This is a genomic window from Plantactinospora sp. DSM 117369, from assembly GCF_053764795.1.
The window spans coordinates 9,347,833-9,362,002 of record NZ_CM132446.1 but is presented as its reverse complement, the minus strand read 5'-3'; the positions used below and the strand labels follow the sequence as shown (position 1 = coordinate 9,362,002).

At 72.5% G+C, this 14,170-nt stretch carries 13 protein-coding genes; 7 read left to right on the top strand and 6 right to left on the bottom strand.

The window, feature by feature from the left end; all coding sequences use genetic code 11:
• Positions 1-263 precede the first annotated feature (263 nt).
• The 4 genes from ACSMXO_RS40180 to ACSMXO_RS40165 all read left to right on the top strand — a co-directional run bounded on the left by ACSMXO_RS40180 (position 264) and on the right by ACSMXO_RS40165 (position 4,043).
• Entirely contained in the window at positions 264-1,454 is a 1,191-nt protein-coding gene (locus ACSMXO_RS40180; protein ID WP_455415944.1) for a low temperature requirement protein A, read from the top strand.
• A 146-nt stretch (positions 1,455-1,600) separates the two neighbouring features.
• Positions 1,601-2,116, top strand: coding sequence for a DUF2231 domain-containing protein (locus tag ACSMXO_RS40175; RefSeq protein ID WP_346257325.1), 516 nt, complete (start codon positions 1,601-1,603; stop codon positions 2,114-2,116).
• 232 nt (positions 2,117-2,348) lie between these two features.
• Positions 2,349-2,924, top strand: a complete 576-nt coding sequence (locus ACSMXO_RS40170; protein WP_455415943.1) for an Hsp20/alpha crystallin family protein — start codon at positions 2,349-2,351, stop codon at positions 2,922-2,924.
• A 15-nt stretch (positions 2,925-2,939) separates the two neighbouring features.
• Entirely contained in the window at positions 2,940-4,043 is a 1,104-nt protein-coding gene (locus ACSMXO_RS40165; protein ID WP_455415942.1) for a glycosyltransferase family 9 protein, read from the top strand.
• Here ACSMXO_RS40165 and ACSMXO_RS40160 read toward each other — a convergent pair.
• Together ACSMXO_RS40160 and rfaE2 are read right to left on the bottom strand one after the other, a co-directional pair.
• Positions 3,985-4,935, bottom strand: a complete 951-nt coding sequence (locus tag ACSMXO_RS40160; RefSeq protein WP_346257326.1) for a glycosyltransferase family 2 protein — start codon at positions 4,933-4,935, stop codon at positions 3,985-3,987. The two genes, ACSMXO_RS40165 and ACSMXO_RS40160, sit on opposite strands and share 59 nt — an antisense overlap.
• 44 nt (positions 4,936-4,979) lie before the next feature.
• Positions 4,980-7,142: a D-glycero-beta-D-manno-heptose 1-phosphate adenylyltransferase gene (gene rfaE2 / locus ACSMXO_RS40155; protein ID WP_455415941.1), complete on the bottom strand. Its 2,163-nt coding sequence runs from the start codon at positions 7,140-7,142 to the stop codon at positions 4,980-4,982.
• Between the two features lie 175 nt (positions 7,143-7,317).
• On the opposite strand from rfaE2, the gene ACSMXO_RS40150 reads away from it, so the two are divergent.
• Positions 7,318-7,866, top strand: coding sequence for a type 1 glutamine amidotransferase domain-containing protein (locus tag ACSMXO_RS40150; RefSeq protein WP_455415940.1), 549 nt, complete (start codon positions 7,318-7,320; stop codon positions 7,864-7,866).
• Positions 7,867-8,190: 324 nt separating this feature from the next.
• On the top strand, positions 8,191-9,819 hold the full coding sequence (locus ACSMXO_RS40145) for an MDR family MFS transporter (RefSeq protein ID WP_455415939.1): 1,629 nt from the start codon (positions 8,191-8,193) through the stop codon (positions 9,817-9,819).
• Positions 9,820-9,927: 108 nt separating this feature from the next.
• Here ACSMXO_RS40145 and ACSMXO_RS40140 read toward each other — a convergent pair whose 3' ends face one another.
• The 3 genes from ACSMXO_RS40140 to ACSMXO_RS40130 form a co-directional block, all read right to left on the bottom strand.
• A complete protein-coding gene (locus ACSMXO_RS40140; protein WP_346257118.1) occupies positions 9,928-10,107 on the bottom strand; it encodes a DUF397 domain-containing protein in 180 nt (59 codons plus the stop codon).
• A complete protein-coding gene (locus ACSMXO_RS40135) occupies positions 10,104-10,832 on the bottom strand; it encodes a helix-turn-helix domain-containing protein (protein WP_455415938.1) in 729 nt (242 codons plus the stop codon). The genes ACSMXO_RS40140 and ACSMXO_RS40135 overlap by 4 nt, the downstream gene beginning before the upstream one ends.
• 204 nt (positions 10,833-11,036) lie before the next feature.
• Entirely contained in the window at positions 11,037-11,531 is a 495-nt protein-coding gene (locus ACSMXO_RS40130) for an NUDIX domain-containing protein (RefSeq protein ID WP_346257120.1), read from the bottom strand.
• A gap of 68 nt (positions 11,532-11,599) precedes the next feature.
• Here ACSMXO_RS40130 and ACSMXO_RS40125 point away from each other — a divergent pair, with 68 nt between their 5' ends.
• Positions 11,600-13,231: a long-chain fatty acid--CoA ligase gene (locus ACSMXO_RS40125; RefSeq protein WP_455419420.1), complete on the top strand. Its 1,632-nt coding sequence runs from the start codon at positions 11,600-11,602 to the stop codon at positions 13,229-13,231.
• A gap of 62 nt (positions 13,232-13,293) precedes the next feature.
• Here ACSMXO_RS40125 and ACSMXO_RS40120 read toward each other — a convergent pair whose 3' ends face one another.
• The gene (locus ACSMXO_RS40120; RefSeq protein WP_455415937.1) at positions 13,294-14,163 is read right to left on the bottom strand and encodes a DUF559 domain-containing protein; all 870 of its coding nucleotides are present in this window, start codon (positions 14,161-14,163) and stop codon (positions 13,294-13,296) included.
• Between the last annotated feature and the right edge of the window lie 7 nt (positions 14,164-14,170).

The following is a 14,170-nucleotide window of genomic DNA, read 5'->3' as shown; positions in this document are numbered from 1 at the left end:
CGAGGCTCGGATTTGTAATCCCCTAGTGCGGGACCGTTGATGCCTACAGCTGCGCGGCGGGCCTCCACGGCTCGCCTGCCCTGGGCGTGTGGTCTACGCGGTGGTGTCGTGGATCGGTACCCCGCCGACCGGGTCCACCGGCAGCTACGCCGCGACGGCATCCGCGTCGAGCGCTGCGACCAGGACTGATCCTCCCGCGCCGGCTCCGCCGAACCCGGCCCGCGACCCGCCGCCCGGCTGGCAAGCTGGGCGGGGGCGGGCTGATGGAGCGGGACGGGGACCGGCGGTCGACGCGCGGTGGTGGCGGGCTGTACGGGCCGGCTTTCGTCGAACTCTTCTTCGATCTGGTCTACGTCTTCGCGCTCACCAAGCTCACCAACGAGCTGGTCGGCGACCTCACCTGGGCCGGCGCGTTCCGGATGACCGTCCTGCTGCTGGCGGTCTGGTGGGCCTGGTCCGCCACTGCCTGGGTGGTCGCCCGCTTCGACCCGTCCCGCCCGTCGATCCAGCTCCTGATCGTCGGCACCATGCTCGGCAGCCTGCTGCTGGCCGCCGCCCTGCCGGAGGCGTACGGCGATCGTGACCTGGTCTTCGCCGGGGCGTACGTCGGGGTGCACATCGTCCGGGGGATCTACCTGTTGCTGATCGTCCGGGGCCGGGAGGCCCGGCACCGGGTCGGCAGGATCCTCTGCTGGTATCTCTTCTCCGCCGTACCGTGGATCGCCGGGGCGCTCGCCGAGGACCCGCTGCGGGGCGCGCTCTGGATCGTCGCCGTGGTGATCGACTACTCGGCGGACATGCTCCAGTATCCGACTCCGGGACTGGGCCGGCAGCGGATCTCCGAGTGGACGGTGGCCGGCGAGCACCTGTCGGCGCGCTACTTCCAGTTCATCACCATCGCCTTCGGTGAGCTGATCCTGGTCGCCGGGGCGGCACTGGAGAGCGGCGACTTCACCGCCGAGCGGACCCTGGCCTTCGTGCTCGCCTTCGTCGGCGCGGTGCTGCTCTGGCTGGTCTACTTCCACCGGGGCAGTGCCCTGATGGGCGAGGCGATCCGGTCGGCCGCCGACCCGGTCCGGATCGGCCGTTCGGCCTCCTACGCCCACCTGCTGATGCTGGCCGGGGTGGTGGTGACGGCGGTCGGCGACCACATCGTGATCGACCATCCGTTCGGGCGGACCACCTCGCCCAAGGTCGCGGCGATCATGAGCGGACCGGCACTGTTCCTGCTTGCCCGGGCCCTCTTCGCGTACCGGGTGCTGGGCGGGGTCGCCCGGTCCCGGTTGGTCGGCTTCGGCGTGCTCGTGCTCCTCGGCCCGCCGATGATCTTCCTCTCGCCGCTGCTGATCCTCTGCACCGCGAACGCCGTGCTGCTCGGGGTGGTAGTCGCCGACTGGCGGGCGCTGGCCCGGCACCCGGGGGCCCGCCAGCACCACCATTCAGCCCCGAAATAGCGGAACAGCTCGGTACGGAGGGTTTGCGGACGGACAATTCGGGTACGGCGTCAGCAGCGGGTAGCCGCGACCGCGACCTACATGACGAGTCCGTCGGGTACGACGGCTGCGGCGCCGGCATCCGCTGAGCCTGGGAGGCGACGATGATGGAGAGCCGACTCAAGGTGCTCGGGCACCCGGTCCATCCGATGCTGGTGATGTTCCCGATCGCCCTCTTCGTGTCCGCCACGATCTTCGACATTATCGACGTGGCCGGCGGCCCGGCCTTCCTCGGCGAGCTGGCCTACTGGAACATCCTGGTCGGCCTGATCGGCGGGGTACTGGCGGTGATGGCCGGTGCGGTGGACCTGCTGGCCGTACCGTCCGGGACCCGGGCCAAGCGGGTGGGGGTGGCGCACGCCTCGACGAACATCGCCGTGTTGCTGCTCTTCGCCGCGGTCTGGGCGGTGCGGCTGGCCGCGGACACCCGGGCGGCCGGCGGTGCCCTGGTCGCGATCGAGGTGGTGGCGGTGGCCGGTGCCGGGCTCGGCGCCTGGCTCGGTGGCGAACTGGTGGACCGGCTCGGCGTCGGGGTGGATCCGGAGGCCGACCTGAACGCGCCGAGTTCGCTGCGCCCCAGGACCACCGCCGCGGCGTCCGCGGACCGACCCGAGAAGCGGTGAGCGGCGCAGGCGACCCTGGCCACGGGCCGATCCGGGCGCTGTCGATCCGGATAAACCGACCGGCGAGAAACCAGGACCCGGCGAAGCATCAGGGGCGCGACCAAGGAGCAGGACCCGGCCAAGGAGCAGGGCTCGGCGAAGGAGCAGGGCTCGGCGAAGACCGTGCCGGCCGGTGGGTGGCGGGCGGTGGATCCGACGAACGGCAGGACACGACGGGAGGAAAGACGGCGGCATGGCTGAGCCAGGACGTGGCACCGGAGACCGGGGTTGGGACCCGCTCGGTGAGTTGCAGGCGCTCCGCGCGGAACTCGGCCGGCTGGTCGGTTCCGCGCTGGTCGGCGGCCGGGGCGGGCAGCCGGACGTCGAGCTGAGTCCGAGCGACGACGGCTGGACGGTGGTGGCTCGGCTGCCCGGGGTGGCCCCGGAGGAGGTGGCCCTGGAACTCGACGACCGCGAGCTGTGCATCCGGGCCCGCTCCGAGGCCGAGGTCAACGCCGACCACGGAATGGTCGGCAGCGGATCGCAGGCCCGAGCCTTCGAGCACCGGGTGCACCTGCCGGCACCGGTCGACCCGGATCGGATCGACGCCGTGATGGACCACGGTCTGCTCACCGTCAGGCTGCCGAAGGCGCCCCGGCCGGGCCGGCGGACCATCACCATCGGCGGCCGCCGCCACGACCCGGGCCAGCGCGCCGGGCGTACCGCTGGAGCCGGCGTTCGGCCCGGCGGCGTGGACCCGGCCGCCGACCGGGAACTGCACCGGCCGGACACCGCCGCCGGTACCCCGGGCCCCGGGTTCACGGGCTGAGCGGACCCGTACCAGATGACCGGCAAGGTGCGCGATCTCGTCGGTGACGTCGAGCGGATCGCCGTACTGCGGGCCAACGCGCTCGGCGACTTCATCTTCGCGCTGCCGGCGCTCGACGCGCTGCGGGCCGGCTATCCGAACGCCGAACTGGTGCTGATCGGCGCGCCCTGGCACGAGCGGCTGCTCCGGGACCGGCCCGGCCCGGTCGACCGGGTGCTGGTGGTGCCGCCCGCGCACGGCATCCGGGTGGCCGGACCGGACGAACCGGAACCGTCGGCGGAGTCGATGGCCCGGTTCCTCGACGCCGCCCGCCGGGAGCAATTCGACCTCGCGCTCCAGATGCACGGCGGCGGGGCCAACTCCAATCCGCTGGTCGCCGGGCTCGGTGCCCGGGTGACCGCCGGGTTGCGCAGCGAGGACGCACCGCCGCTGGACCGGTGGCTCCGGTACGTCTACTACCAGCCGGAGGTGGTCCGCTACCTGGAGGTCGCCGGCCTGGTCGGCGCCAGCCCGACCGGCCTGGTGCCCCGGCTCGTCGCCACCGAGGCGGACCTGGCCGAGGCGCGCACGGTGCTGGGCGAGCCGGTACGCCCCCGGATCGCCCTGCACCCCGGGGCGAGCGATCCGCGTCGCCGCTGGCCGCCGGAGCGTTTCGCCGAGGTCGCCGACCAACTCGTCGACGACGGCTACGAGGTGCTGGTGACCGGTACCCCGGACGAGCGGGACCTTGCCGGGCAGGTAGTGGCGGCGGCCCGCCGGCCGGTCCGCTCGGTGGTCGGTGAGCTCTCGCTCGGCGGCCTGATCGGCTGCTACGCCGGCTGCGAGGTGGTGGTGGCCAACGACACCGGTCCGGTGCACGTCGCCGCCGCGCTCGACACCCCGACGGTCGGCATCTTCTGGGTCGGCAACGTGATCAACTGTGCGACGCCGCTGCGCGCCCGGCACCGGCCGATCGCCTCGTGGACCCTGAACTGCCCGGTCTGCGGCCGGGACTGTAGCCGGGAGATCTATCCGGCCCGGGGCGGCGGTGGGCCGGCCTGCCCGCACCGGGTCTCCTTCGTCACCGACGTGCCGGTGGTGGAGGTGCTGGCGGCGGTGGCCGATCTGACCGGGCGGTGACCTCCCAGGCCTCCATGGTCCGCTCGGTCACCGTGGTCGGCGCCTCCAGGTGGTACGCCCCGCTGGGCAGGACGCCGGCTCCGGCGTACCGGGCCATCACGGCGAGCTGGGCGGCCACGTCCTCGCCCTGGTGCCCCGGATCGAGCCGGGTCCAGAAGTCGAACCCGCCCGCCGCACGCAGCCGGGACCGGTCGTAGAGCACGCAGCCGCCGATCCAGGAGACCTTGTACGCCCGCCACTGCCCGGCCGGCAGCCGCCGCGCCTCCGTGACGTGCAGCAGGTTGGCGGCGGAGTGGATCTGCGCCCGGTCCCACTCCGGCGTGCCCGGGCGGAGCCGCTCCGGCTCCGGCGGACCCTCCCACTCGGCGTAGTGCCGGTGCGTCTCCGGCCGTACGTCGTCCAGATAGGAGAGCCCGTGCACCGCGTTGCCGACGAAGCCGCAGTCGAGTTCCCGGATCGCGGTGAGCAGCCGGTCGACGCTGCCGGGTTCGAGCCAGACGTCGTCGTCGAGGAAGAGCACGTACCGGGCCGCCGAGGCGTCCAGCAGGTAGGCGCGGTGCTCGGCCAGGCCCCGCCGGGGCAGCCGGCGGGTGAGCAGCACCGGATGGCCCCGGTGCCGGAGTACCCGCACCATCGCCGCCGCTGCGGGTTCGGCCCAGCCGGGTTCCCCGTCGGACTGGTCGCTGACCACCACCCCGAACCCGTCCGACCCCTCCGACCCGGCCGGGCCGGTGTCGGCGGCCTGCGTGCCGGCCCCGGCGGGGCGCTGGGCGGCCAGCCCGGCCAGGGTGACCGCCAGCTCGGCGGGGCGGTTCCGGGTCGGCACCAGCACGTCCAGCAGCCGGGGCGTACGGAAGTCCGCCGCGCTGCCCGGGTCGAGCGGGCGGGTGATCGTCCTCGGCGCCGCGCCGCCCTGGGCGCGATGTGGACCCGCGCTCACGCCCGGCGGCTCGGCCCGGACACCGTGCCGCCGGGGTCCGCCGAAGCGGGAACGGCCTCCCTGCTCCCCTCCGGCGAGGCGCCCTGGCCGCCGTCCGGCGAGGAGTGGCGCTGGCCGCCGTCCGGCGAGGAGTGGCGCTGGCCGGCCCCGTCCCCGGAACGGGCGGCCGCCGCCTGGCGCCGGTCGTCGCCGTGCGAGCGGATCCGGTCGATCACCGCCGAGGTGGACTTGTCGGGTACGTAGCCGAGGGTGCGGACCTGGCCGCCGAGCCGGCGTACCAGGGGTGCCTCCGGGACCATGTCCGGCGGGTAGTCGCCGCCCTTGACGTACACGTCGGGGCGGATCGCCTCGATCAGCGCGCTCGGCGAGTCCTCCTCGAAGACCACCACGTGGTCCACACAGGAGAGCGCGGCGAGCACCGCCACCCTGTCCTCCACCGGGTTCACCGGCCGGTCCGTGCCCTTGAGCCGCCGTACGCTGTCGTCCGAGTTGACCGCCACCACCAGCAGGTCGCCGAGTTCGCGTGCCTGGTCGAGATAGCGCACGTGCCCCCGGTGCAGTACGTCGAAGCAGCCGTTGGTGAAGACCACGGCCCGCCCCTCGGCCCGGTGCCGCGCGACGAGTTCCACCAGGGCGTCCCGGTCCAGCACGATCCGGGCCGGTTCCTCGCCGGCCGAGCCGAGCGCCGCGAGCAGGTCCTCGCGCAGGCAGACACAGGTGCCGGTGTCCGAGACGGTGGTGGTCGCGGCGAGCTGGGCCAACTGCGCAGCGGTCGGCAGTGGGGCGTTCGCGGCCAGCGCCAGCGTCATCGCGGCCAGGTACGCGTCACCGGCGCCGACCGCGTAACTCGCCGGTACCGGAGTCGCGTGGCTGCGCCGGGACCGCCCGTCGGCCCCGCCCACCACCGCGCCCTCGGCGTCCAGGGTCACCGCCACCACGTCCGCACCGGTGCGTTCCCGCAGCTCGGCGAGGCGGGCCTGGGCGACCAGCGCCCGGCTGGCGCCGCCGGCCGCGACCGGACGTCCACCGGCGGCGCTCGACGTCTCGTCACCGGCCACCACGATGTCGTCGCCGGAGACCCCGATCTCGTCACTGGTCACCGTGAGGCCGTCCCCGCCGACCGGACCCGGGCCGTCGCCGCTGCCCGGCGGCGTACCCTCCGGCGCGGCGGAGCCGTCCCCGTCCCGGCCGCCGTCCTCGGTGCCACCGGCGGCGACCGCCGGTGCCGGCCCACCGGCGTTCTTCCCGATGCCGGCGGCGCCCGACCCCCTGGCGGCGGCAGCGGCGTCCTTGCCGGCGGCAGCGGCGTCCTTGCCGGCGTCCGCGCTGTCGGTGTCGCCCGTTCCGCTGCCGGCGTCGCGCATGCCGCCGGTGGCGTCGGCCTTACCGCCGGTCGCCACCGTGCTGCCGTCCTCGGCGACGCTGACCCGGGTGCCGGCGACCGCCGACGTCGGGCTGGCCGGACCGGCGGAGACCGCCTCGTTGAGCAGCCGGGTCGCCTCGGCGAAGCTCGGGGTCACCACGGTCGGGGCGAGCCCACGCCAGTAGGCCAGGTCGTGCGCGTCCAGGGCCACGGTGGCGAAGGAGTCGCGGTGCCGGACCAGCCAGCTCCGTACCGCCTCGGGCAGCGCACCCAGGCCGTAGTCGCAGACCACCAGGGTCGGTGGCTGGCCGTCCCGGTCCGCCCGCAGCTCCTCGGTCGCCCGGGCGAGCGCGTTGAGCATCCGGTGTACGCCCTCCTCGGGCAGCGTCTCGTCGGCGTCGCCCTCGTCCTCGCGCAGCAGGATCTGGTCGGCGGCGAGCAGCCGGCGCTTCACCGGCGTCGGCCGACCGGGCTGGCTGATGGTCCGGTCCCAGACACCGGCCCGGTCCAGGCAGTCGTGCAGTTCGTCACCGGCCACGTCAGCGCCGACCGGGGCGACCAGTGCCGCCCGGCCGCCCAGCGCGGTGAGGTTGACGGCGGTGTTCGCGGCGCCACCGGCCGCGGTCAGCCGACGGCGCAGGGTCAACACCGGCGCCGGTGCTTCCCGGCACAGCCGGTCCGACTCGGCGAACCGCCATTCGTCCAGCATCGCGTCGCCGACCACCAGTACGCCCCTGCCGAGCCAGCTCTCCACCACCGAGGCCAACCGGCGCTGTTCCGCTGCGTCTGTCGCCATGTGGCGCGGGTCCCCGGTGCCCGGCCGGGCAAACCTGGTACTGCCGCACGGCACGACCCGGCGCTGACCGTACGGCGGGTTTGGCACCCGGCGTACCGGGAACGTCTTTTTCACGGGATGCGACCAAAAGGTTCGTCGCCGCATATCCCCCCGTTTCCTCGGAAAGGAGAAGCGAATGACCGCGACGTTGCAGGGCAAGCGCATCGCGTTCCTGGCCACCGACGGCGTGGAGGAGGTCGAGTACACCCGGCCCCGGCAGGCGGTCGAGGCGGCCGGCGGCCGGGCCGAGCTGGTCTCCCTGGAGGGCGGCCGGATCCAGGCTTTCAGCCACCTGGACAAGTCCGGGACGTACGACGTCGACACGACCGTGGCCGAGGCGGACCCGGCGGCCTACGACGGCCTGGTGCTGCCCGGCGGGGTGGCCAACCCGGACGCCCTGCGGGCGAGTCCGGACGTGGTCCGGTTCGTCCGGGCGTTCTTCGACGCCGGCAAGCCGGTCGGGGCGATCTGCCACGCGCCGTGGACGCTGATCGACGCCGACGTGGTGAAGGGTCGCACCGTCACCTCCTGGCCCAGCCTGCGGACCGACCTGTCGAACGCGGGCGCGCACTGGGTCGACGAGGAATGCCATGTCGACAACGGCCTGGTGACCAGCCGCAAGCCGGACGACCTGCCGGCGTTCTGCGCCAAGCTCGTGGAGGAACTCGCTGAGGGCCGGCACTGATCCTCCGGTCCTCCGGCACGCGGCTGGAGAGGCGACGCCTCCGGCAGGCGGCTGAAGGGGCGACGCCTCCGGCAGGCGGCTGAAAGGGCGACGCCTCCGGCGCGCGGCTGGAGCGGTGACTCCGCCAGCGGCTGAGGGGCGAACGAGCAGACCCGCCCACCGGGCCCCGCCGACCGCTCGCCGGACTGGCGGGGCCCCGGCCCAGCGCGGCCCGCCGAGGGCGCATGATCGTGATCACAGCGTTCGCGTTCGCCTGGGCTGGACGGTGGCCCAGGCCGAGACTGGCGGTAGGCATTTTCTGTGCCAACGGGGGGAGAAGGCACTATGACCACCGCTGAGGACGCGCGGCCGACCCTGACACACCGACAGATCCTGCTCCTGATGAGCGGTCTGATGACCGGCATGCTGCTCGCCGCACTGGATCAGACCATCGTCGGTACGGCGCTGCCGACCATCGTCGGCGAACTCGGCGGGATCAACCACTACTCGTGGGTGGTCACCGCGTACCTGCTGGCGTCGACCGCCTCGACCCCGCTGTACGGCAAGATGGCCGACCTCTTCGGTCGCCGTCCGGTCTTCCTCTTCGCCATCGGGGCGTTCCTGGTCGGCTCGCTGGCCGCCGGCTTCGCGCAGGACATGACCCAGCTCATCATCACCCGCGGGGTGCAGGGGCTCGGCGCGGGCGGTCTGATGACGCTGGCCTTCACCATCATCTCCGATGTGGTGTCGGCCCGGGACCGTGGCCGTTACCAGGGTCTCTTCGGTGCGGTGTTCGGGCTCTCCTCGGTGGCCGGGCCGCTGGTCGGCGGCTACTTCGCCGAACACGACTGGCGATGGATCTTCTTCCTGAACGTGCCGCTGTCGGTGGTCGCCATCATCGTCTGCTACCACGTGATGCGGCTGGTCCCGTTCCAGCGCCGGCAGCACGCCATCGACTGGCTCGGTGCCGGCCTGCTGGTGGCCGGGGTGAGTTCGCTGCTGCTCGCGCTGAGCTGGGGCGGCAACGAGTACGCCTGGGGCTCCGGGATCATCATCGGGCTGTTCGTGGCCGGCGGGGTGCTCGGCGTGCTGTTCCTGGTCCAGGAGGCCCGGGTGGCCGAGCCGATCCTGCCGCTCAAGCTGTTCCGCCGGTCCACCTTCGCGCTGGCCAACACCGCGGGCTTCATCCTCGGCCTGGTGATGTTCGGGTCGATCATCTTCATCCCGCTCTATCTCCAGATCGTCAAGGGTGCGTCGCCGACCGACAGCGGTCTGCTGATGCTGCCGATGATGCTCGGCGTGATCGTCACCTCGGTGCTCTCCGGGCGGGCGATGAGCCGGATCGGCCGGTACAAGTGGTTTCCGGTGGTCGGGGCGGTCGTGCTGGTCGCCGGCATGTTGCTCTTCACCCAGTTGCAGGTCGACACCCCGCTCTGGAACGCCTTCCTCTACATGGTGATCATCGGCGTCGGGCTGGGCCTCTGCATGCAGTCGTTGATCCTCGCCGCGCAGAACGCGGTCGAGATGCGCGACCTCGGCGCCGGTACCTCGGCCGCGACCTTCTTCCGGTCGCTGGGCGGCTCGTTCGGGGTGGCGATCCTCGGTACGGTGCTCTCCACCGGGCTGTCCGGCGGGCTGGCCGACCGGTTGCCCGGCGCGATCGCCCAGCTCCCGCCCGAGCAGCGGGCGCAGTTCGCCGGCGCCACCACGGAGTTCTCGGTCAACGAGCCGTCCCGGATCCTGGCATTGCCGGAACCGATCCGGGCCGCCGTCCAGGAGTCGTTCGTCGGCGCGCTGCACACCGTCTTCCTGGTCGCCGGGCTGATCGCGTTCCTGGCAGTGGCGGTCACCTTGGCGATGCCGAACCAGGAACTGCGCGGCGGCCCGCCGGCCGGCTCCGGCGAGGGACTGGCCCGGGACCGGAAGGGCGACGCGGCCACCGAGATGGAGGCGAACGCCCAGACGCTGATCTGAGGCCCTGGCGGTGCCGCTCCTTGGGGGTACGGCAAAGGGGGTACGGCAACGCCCCCGGCGCCGCCGCGCACCGGAGGCGTTCGGCTCGGGGGCGTTCGGCTCGGGGGGTCAGCGCGCGGCGACGCCGTGCACGAAGTGCCGCCAGGCGGCCGGGCCGAAGGTCAGGGCCGGCCCGTGCGGGTCCTTGCTGTCCCGGACGAGCACGCGGCCGGGAAGGTTGTCGGCGACCTCGACGCAGTTGCCGCCGTTCGCGTTGCTGCGGGTCGACTTCCGCCAGGTGGGCGTCATAGCTCGTTCGCCATCCTCACGATCAGGTCCCGGGACATGTCTCGGGGGAGCGCTACCGAGCGTATCGCGTCCCAGGCCCGCGCCATCGCGGCAACCTGGTCCGGCTCGGCCAGCAGCCGCCCGGCCGCCTGGTCTTCGAGGAACGCCACGTCGCCTCCGCCGGGCAGGGAGGCCAGGACCAGCGGGCCCGTCTGCCCGAGATGCAGCCCGGCGGATCGCGGCACGACGTGGATGAAGATCTTTTGCCGGGTCGACATCTCGACCAGGTGCGCCAACTGCTCCTTCAACATCGCCCGAGGCTCGCCGCGCATCAGCGCCAACTCGTCGACGATGAAGGTGCAGACCGGCGGCTTCTCGCGGCCGAAGACGGCCGCCTGGCGTTCCATCCGGAGCGCCAACTGCTGCTCGACCTCGTCGGCGTCGAGCAGACCGGAGGTCAGGACCGCCCGGGCGTACGCCTCGGTCTGGAGCAGGCCGGGCACGTAGTTGGCCTCGTGCCCCCGAATGGCGACCGCCTCGCGCTCCACGTCGGGCCACTGGCGGAACCACTCCTGCGGCGCGGTCTTCCGGGCGGCGGCTGCCGTGCTCTGGACCAGATCGCCGCTGCCGAACAGCTCGTCTAGCTGTTTCGCGGTGTCCGGCATGGGTACCAGCCGGCCCGTCTCGAACTTGGCGATCAAGGACGTGGAGACGTTCAGCCGTTCGGCGACCTGTTCCTGGGTCATACCACCGTTGAGGGAACGCAGGAACTTCAGGATCTGCGGAACACCACTGTGACCCATTTATTCTCGAACTTTCTCGCGGCGGCTCGGAGCCGGAATGGTGGACGGATGCTGACCGCCGCCTATTTTTCGCCGAGTTCGGGCGATAGTCCAGGATGGATATCGACGAATCCGACCAAGCCTCTTGTTGCTTTCGCTTTACCCTCGCTATTTCAGGACGACCTGACCGGTCTGCTCGAACGCGGCCAGGTCGTCCAGGGTCTCCAGCACGGTGGAGGAGACCGGCGCGGGCAGCGCCCGGGGCGGGAAGAAGCCGGCGCCGGTGGTCTCGTCGGTGCTGGTGAGCAGCTCGCCGGACCAGGCGTCGACCCGGAAGGCGACCACGAAGAGTTGGTACGTGTCGCCGTACATGTTGGTGAAGGTGCGGTCCGGGCCGGTGTACATCGCGAACGGGGTGACCTCGGTGGCGGTCAACCCGGTCTCCTCCCAGACCTCGCGGACGGCGCACTGGGCGATCGACTCGCCGAGTTCCATCGCACCGGCCGGCAGTGCCCAGTAACCGTTGTCTGAGCGCTCGATCAGCAGCACCTGGCCGGCCGCGTCGCGTACCACGCCCCGGGCGCCGACGAACATCAGCGTACGGTCACCGGCGAGGGCGCGAAGCTGGCCGAGGTAGGACTCGGCCCACGGGATACTGCTCATCGGGTTGCCTTCCGGGTGGTCAAGGTGTGAGCTGCGACACTAGGTTGTGGTCCATGCGTAGCACGATGATGGATGCACCCCTGCTGGTTTCCCGCATCCTCGAACACGGCAGCACGGTGCACGGCACCGCCGAGGTGGCCACCTGGCTGGGCGACGGCTCCCGCCGGATGACGTACGCCGAGGTGGGTGCGAGCGCCGCCCGGCTCGCGCACGCGCTCCGCGACGACCTCGGGATCACCGGTGACCAGCGGGTTGCCACCTTCATGTGGAACAACGCCGAGCACCTGGTCGCGTACTTCGCGGTGCCGAGCATGGGCGCGGTGCTGCACACGCTCAACATCCGCCTCTTTCCCGACCAGGTGGCCTACATCGCCAGCCACGCCGAGGACCGGGTGGTGCTGGTCGACTCGACGCTGATCCCGCTGCTGGCCAGGGCGCTGCCCGAGATGTCCACTGTAGAGCACGTGGTGGTGGTCGGCGGCGGTGACCCGGCGCCGCTGCGCTCGGCCGGGGGCGGGCGGATCGCCGTACACCGCTGGGACGACCTGCTGCGGGACCGGCCGGACCGGTACGACTGGCCGGAGCTGGACGAGCGCGACGCCGCCGCGCTCTGCTACACCTCGGGGACCACCGGCAACCCCAAGGGCGTCGCCTACTCGCACCGGTCGATCTGGCTGCACTCGGTGCAGATCTGCCTGCCGGAGTCGTTCGGGCTCGGCCCGACCACCCGGGAACTGGCCATCGTGCCGATGTTCCACGCGATGTCCTGGGGCATCCCGTACGCCGCCTTCCTCTCCGGAGCCTCGCTGGTGATGCCGGACCGGTTCCTCCAGGGCGCCCCGATCGCCGCGATGATCGCGGCCGAGCGGCCGACCCTGGCCGGCGCGGTGCCGACCATCTGGACCGACCTACTCAACCACCTGGACGCCAACGAGGTCGACACCTCCTCGCTGACCGAGGTGATCGTCGGCGGCTCGGCCTGCCCGCCGGCGCTGATGCACGCCTTCGCCGAACGGCACCGGATCGACGTGATCCACGCCTGGGGGATGACCGAGATGTCCCCGCTCGGCTCGGTGGCCCGACCGCCGGCCGGGGCGACCGGCGAGGAGGCCTGGCGCTACCGCTACACCCAGGGGCGGGTGCCGGCCGGAGTCGCCGCCCGGATCGTCGGCCCGGACGGCACGCACCTGCCGGCCGACGGCAAGGCCGTCGGCGAACTGGAGGTCCGGGGTCCGTGGGTGACCGCCCGGTACGTCGGCGACGACGCACCCGACCCGGAGAAGTTCCGGGATGGCTGGCTGCGTACCGGTGACGTCGGCACGCTCTCGGCGGATGGCTTCATCACCCTCACCGACCGGGCGAAGGACGTGATCAAGTCCGGTGGTGAGTGGATCTCCTCGGTCGAGTTGGAGAACGCGCTGATGGCGCATCCGGCGGTGCGGGAGGCGTGCGTGGTCGGCGTACCTGACCCGCGCTGGGACGAGCGTCCACTTGCGACGGTGGTCCGGCAGGAGGGTGCCGAGGTGAGCGCCGAGGAGTTGCGGGACTTCCTCGCCGACCGGGTGGCCGGATGGCAGCTCCCCGAACGGTGGGCCTTTGTCGACGCCGTACCGAAGACGTCGGTGGGCAAGTTCGACAAGAAGCGCGTCCGCGCCGACTACGCCACCGACACTCTCGACGTGATCGTGCTCCCGACCTGACCCGTACGTGTGCTGTTGCTACCCGTGGAGGGGCATCGGGAGAACACGTTTGCCGGTTGCCTTCACGGGCGCCAGCCGGCGGCCAGCAGGGCGGCGCGCAGTTGTGCGGCCACCTCGGCCGGGCGGTCCCGTACCAACCAGGCGGGGAAGCGGAGTATCCGGATGCCGCTGATCCAGAGATCGTTCTGCCGGCGCATGTCCGCCCACCAGTGGCGTACCTCCAGATGCTGTGCGCCGTCGATTTCGACCATCACCTTCCACTGCTCGAAGTAGACGTCGAGATAGCGGCGGCGCCCCCGGGAGTCGGTACGCCGTACCTGCCGGTTGGGTGGCGGCAGGCCCTCCCGCCGGCAGAGCCGGAGCAGGTCTGCCTCCGCGACGGACTCCGCACCGACACGCGCGTCCGCGGCTGCCGCCACGATGAGGCCCCGCCGACGCAGCCGGGGTAGCCGGGCCAGGGCCCTGTCCAGTTCCGGGCCGTCGACCAGCCGCTGCTGGAAACCGGCGGCGATGATCGCCCGGGCCCGCTCGTCGTCCCCGGCCCACTGTGCCGCGTCGAGCAGTGACCGGGCCGGCATCGTGCACGGCGGCTGGCCCAGCCGATGAACGTCGGCGGCGGTCAGATGCCGGGTACGGTGCACCACGACGCCCGGTGGGGGATCGCGATCCTGGCGACGCGCGGAAATCAGGACGTGCAGCGTCGCGCTGTGGTAACCGCGCATCCCCAGCACCTCCAGGGCGGAGAGTCCGGCCAGCACGGCACGCCGTCCGGCGCCGCCCGCGAGCACCGCCGCCCAGCGTCGCTGCTCGCGGGTCACCGGGCCGTTGTGCGCGAGGTAGACGCCCCGGGACATGATCTGCCACCGGCCGGTCGCCAACCGGTGTTGCAGCGCCTTGGCCGACAGGTGCCGCAGCGCCTGTCGCCGGCTCACTACGTCG

What these genes read in the sequence shown, in the direction of transcription:
- ACSMXO_RS40140 (WP_346257118.1), bottom strand. Translation starts at nt 10,107, where the DNA reads ATGACGCCCACCTGGCGGAAGTCGACCCGCAGCAACGCGAACGGCGGC.
- ACSMXO_RS40170 (WP_455415943.1), top strand. Translation starts at nt 2,349, where the DNA reads ATGGCTGAGCCAGGACGTGGCACCGGAGACCGGGGTTGGGACCCGCTC.
- rfaE2 (WP_455415941.1), bottom strand. Translation starts at nt 7,142, where the DNA reads ATGGCGACAGACGCAGCGGAACAGCGCCGGTTGGCCTCGGTGGTGGAG.
- ACSMXO_RS40150 (WP_455415940.1), top strand. Translation starts at nt 7,318, where the DNA reads ATGACCGCGACGTTGCAGGGCAAGCGCATCGCGTTCCTGGCCACCGAC.
- ACSMXO_RS40135 (WP_455415938.1), bottom strand. Translation starts at nt 10,832, where the DNA reads ATGACCCAGGAACAGGTCGCCGAACGGCTGAACGTCTCCACGTCCTTG.
- ACSMXO_RS40165 (WP_455415942.1), top strand. Translation starts at nt 2,940, where the DNA reads ATGACCGGCAAGGTGCGCGATCTCGTCGGTGACGTCGAGCGGATCGCC.
- ACSMXO_RS40175 (WP_346257325.1), top strand. Translation starts at nt 1,601, where the DNA reads ATGGAGAGCCGACTCAAGGTGCTCGGGCACCCGGTCCATCCGATGCTG.
- ACSMXO_RS40145 (WP_455415939.1), top strand. Translation starts at nt 8,191, where the DNA reads ATGACCACCGCTGAGGACGCGCGGCCGACCCTGACACACCGACAGATC.
- ACSMXO_RS40180 (WP_455415944.1), top strand. Translation starts at nt 264, where the DNA reads ATGGAGCGGGACGGGGACCGGCGGTCGACGCGCGGTGGTGGCGGGCTG.
- ACSMXO_RS40125 (WP_455419420.1), top strand. Translation starts at nt 11,600, where the DNA reads ATGGATGCACCCCTGCTGGTTTCCCGCATCCTCGAACACGGCAGCACG.
- ACSMXO_RS40130 (WP_346257120.1), bottom strand. Translation starts at nt 11,531, where the DNA reads ATGAGCAGTATCCCGTGGGCCGAGTCCTACCTCGGCCAGCTTCGCGCC.